The organism is Moorena sp. SIO4E2 (genome assembly GCF_010671945.1).
GTDB lineage: Bacteria > Cyanobacteriota > Cyanobacteriia > Cyanobacteriales > Coleofasciculaceae > Moorena > Moorena producens.
The window spans coordinates 1-3,305 of sequence record NZ_JAAHIE010000689.1 but is presented as its reverse complement, the minus strand read 5'-3'; the positions used below and the strand labels follow the sequence as shown (position 1 = coordinate 3,305).

The window sequence follows — 3,305 nt, the reverse complement described above, 5'->3', positions numbered from 1 at the left end:
GCTTCCCCTATCTTCCAAGTCAGAAGCGAAGGGGAAGCAGTTCGTTTATTTGTAGAGCATGATGGATGGACTGGCAGTGCAGACAATTCTGCATGGTTTGGAGGTACTAGAGATAACTACTTCGCAGGTAGCCTTGGTATCGGCACAACAGATCCAGGTTCATCGAAATTAAAAGTACAAGGGAAGTTGACGGTTAGCGCAGGCGAGATTCAACTCGATGGTGCTCAACAAATTGTCTTTACAAATAGTGACACTACCAACAACCTAAAATTGCAACTTTGGGATGGATACGGACTGGGTATCAATAGTCAGACTTTATTTTATGCTGCCAATGGCAACCACTCCTGGAGAGATACTAATGGCACTAATGAGAGAATGGTGTTAACCACAGCAGCCAATGGTGGTTTGACTGTCAAAGGTACAGGCAACTCTTCCTTTGCAGGTAGCCTTGGTATCGGGATAACTGGACCGAGCAAGAAGCTTCATGTGGAAAGCGGTGAATTGAGAGTTAGAGCCAGCCATAACAACGCAGATGCTGATATCGGGGCATTCTACGCCCAAAATCTCACCCAAGGGATTGGAATTGGCTACAATCGGATCGAAGCGATTGGAAGTAATACTGATCAGGATATTAACCTTATACCAAAAGGTAATGGAGAACTAATTGTAGATGGAATTGTTAGGGCAAAGGATGCCTTCAGACCTTCAACAAATGATTGGGAAATAGCCAGAAATGGTGAGAATCTAGAAATCAGGGAACCGGAGGAAAGTAATAAAGTTTGGGCAAGATTTACAGATGATGAGAGCTTTCATTTGATTGGCACACCTAATCTGTTGGTAGATGGTGAGATTCGTGCAGGTAATTCAGATATTTACTTTACAAAAACTAATCATAACCACACTGGAATAGGAAATGCTGATGGTTATGCTGCTATTGAGAATGCCGCCAACCACGATGCTCTGATGATTCTGGGAAGGAGTGGTACATCAGTGGGAAGGCAAGTTAAGCTCTGGGATTATTTAAAAGTCCACGGCAGTGTCTCAATTACAAACAGTTTATATGTTGGGTCTTTACCTTATCGTGATGATCGCAATGTGCAGTGGGATGACAGTACTAAACAAATATGTTACGACAATTCTTCCGCTAGATCGAAGGAAAATATCATTTCTCTGGAAGACGATTTTTCTAAAATTTTGACAGTAGAACCCAAGACTTATACACGACCTAACCATCCCAATCGTTGGGAAATTGGATACATTGCTGAAGAGCTTCACGAGATTGGTCTTAACAAACTTGTTTACTACGACCAACAGGGGTTACCTGAAGCAATTAATTACCGAAAAATCAGTATGTACTTAGTTGAAGTTATCAAAGATATGGCTCACAAGAGCAGCAACTATGAACAACGGATCAATCAATTGGAACTTCAACTAAATCAACTAGTGTCAGATGACTAAGTTGAGCAAGATTGGGAGGTAGGGTAAAATGATGGGATTGAAAGCCCAACCAAACAACAACAATCGTAGGGTGGGCATTGCTGATAAAGATCATTATTGAACACCGATCAATGAAATGGGCAATGCCCACCAATGCCCAACCAACCCAATATCCATAGTTTATTGACCACGATTTTTACCTAGAAATACCTTTTACTTACTGATTAAACTAAACCATGAAAGAAAAACTCGAACAACGCTTACAATCCCTAAAATCCGAATATGAAGCTGGTCAAAAAATGCTAGCGGAACTAGAAGCGAAACAAGCTAACCTCCGAGAAACCTTACTCCGCATTAGTGGCGCAATTCAGGTACTGGAAGAAACCTTAGGGGAACCAACTGATACAGCCGAAAACAACACTCAGCCATCGGAGGTAGTTGGTGCTCAAGTAGAGTAGGGAGTAGGGAATCGGGAATCGGGAGCGGTGCGACCCGTGGCGAATTTAATTCGCCTACGGAAAGCGCACCGAGGGAGTCGGGAATCGGGAGATATATTGTAGGGTGGGCATTGCTGATAAAGATCATGATTGAACGCTGAGGCATTAAATGGGCAATGCCCACCAATACCCAATTAGAATCGGGAATCGGGAATCGGGAATCGAATCGTAGGGTGGGCATTGCTGATAAAGATCATGATTGAACCCCGAACAATTAAATGGGCAATGCCCACCAATACCCAATCATAATCGGGAATCGGGAATCGGGAATCGAATCGTAGGGTGGGCATTGCTGATAAAGATCATGATTGAACGCCGAACAATTAAATGGGCAATGCCCACCAATACCCAAAAGAATGTAGAATGAAGAATTGAGAATCGTAGGGTGTGCATTGTTAATTACAATCATGATTGAACCCCGAACAATTAAATAGGCAATGGCCACCAATATCCAATCATAATCGGGAATCGGGAATCGAATCGTAGGGTGGGCATTGTTAATTACAATCATGATTGAACCCCGAACAATTAAATAGGCAATGGCCACCAATATCCAAAAATCCATGGGTACTCTGGTTGGTGGGCATTGCCCAGATGAATTCCGGCAGCATAGGGGGTTGGAAACAGGCTTTTCCCACCCTACAAAATGATCATGATTTAACGGCGAACAATTAAATAGGCAATGGCCACCAATACCAAAAATCCATGGGTGCTCTGGTTGGTGGGCATTGCCCAGGTGAATTCCGGCAGCATTTGGGGTGGGAAACAGGCAATGCCCACCCTACAAAATGATCATGATTGAACGGCGAACAATTAAATAGGCAATGGCCACCAATACCAAAAATCCATGGGTGCTCTGGTTGGTGGGCATTGCTCAGGTTAATTCCGGCAGCATTTGGGGTGGGAAACCAGCAATGCCCACCCTACAGAATGCTACAAAATGCGTACGCACTACGGAAATGGCCACGCTACGGGAACGAGGTTTATGTTAAGCTGTTCGGTGTAGCGTGGGTCCAAGGCTCACGGCTGACAGCTGACCCCTGAATGCTTAGGTTATGGAAACGACAAAATTGTTGAGTCAAGGTCAAGTTATTATTCCTAAGTCTCTGCGAGATGCTCATGACTGGGAAACAGGTCTTGAGTTAATCGCAATTGATACGGGAGATGGGATTCTTTTAAAACCGAAAAACCCTTTTCCAGAAACACTATTAAATCAAGTGGCTGGTTGTTTAAAGTATGACGGCACTCCTAAAAGTCTTGAGGATATGGATGAGGCGATTCGGCAAGGGATAGAGGAGTTATGGCATGATCGCTGTTGATACGAATGTGGTTGTTCGGCTATTGACTCAGGATGATCAGTTACAGTTCAAC

Annotated in this window: 6 protein-coding genes; 4 read left to right on the top strand and 2 right to left on the bottom strand. The window is 43.7% G+C overall.

The genetic code is table 11. The features are described 5' to 3' along the window. Both F6K37_RS35440 and F6K37_RS35435 read left to right on the top strand, forming a co-directional pair. Positions 1 to 1,458, top strand: a 1,458-nt coding sequence (locus tag F6K37_RS35440; protein WP_287255555.1) for a tail fiber domain-containing protein, incomplete at its 5' end; no start/stop codon positions are given. A gap of 215 nt (positions 1,459 to 1,673) precedes the next feature. After that, positions 1,674 to 1,895: a hypothetical protein gene (locus F6K37_RS35435; RefSeq protein ID WP_287255552.1), complete on the top strand. Its 222-nt coding sequence runs from the start codon at positions 1,674 to 1,676 to the stop codon at positions 1,893 to 1,895. On the opposite strand, the gene F6K37_RS35430 is transcribed toward F6K37_RS35435, so the two are convergent. Together F6K37_RS35430 and F6K37_RS35425 are read right to left on the bottom strand one after the other, a co-directional pair. Continuing rightward, a complete protein-coding gene (locus F6K37_RS35430; protein ID WP_287255550.1) occupies positions 1,883 to 2,068 on the bottom strand; it encodes a hypothetical protein in 186 nt (61 codons plus the stop codon). The two genes, F6K37_RS35435 and F6K37_RS35430, sit on opposite strands and share 13 nt — an antisense overlap. 80 nt (positions 2,069 to 2,148) lie before the next feature. Next, positions 2,149 to 2,499 (bottom strand): hypothetical protein, encoded by a 351-nt coding sequence (locus tag F6K37_RS35425; RefSeq protein WP_287255549.1) that lies wholly within the window; start codon positions 2,497 to 2,499, stop codon positions 2,149 to 2,151. 259 nt (positions 2,500 to 2,758) lie between these two features. Here F6K37_RS35425 and F6K37_RS35420 point away from each other — a divergent pair, with 259 nt between their 5' ends. Then, on the top strand, positions 2,759 to 2,926 hold the full coding sequence (locus F6K37_RS35420) for a hypothetical protein (protein ID WP_287255548.1): 168 nt from the start codon (positions 2,759 to 2,761) through the stop codon (positions 2,924 to 2,926). 63 nt (positions 2,927 to 2,989) lie between these two features. Further along, positions 2,990 to 3,253: an AbrB/MazE/SpoVT family DNA-binding domain-containing protein gene (locus tag F6K37_RS35415; RefSeq protein ID WP_008184183.1), complete on the top strand. Its 264-nt coding sequence runs from the start codon at positions 2,990 to 2,992 to the stop codon at positions 3,251 to 3,253. Positions 3,254 to 3,305 lie beyond the last annotated feature (52 nt).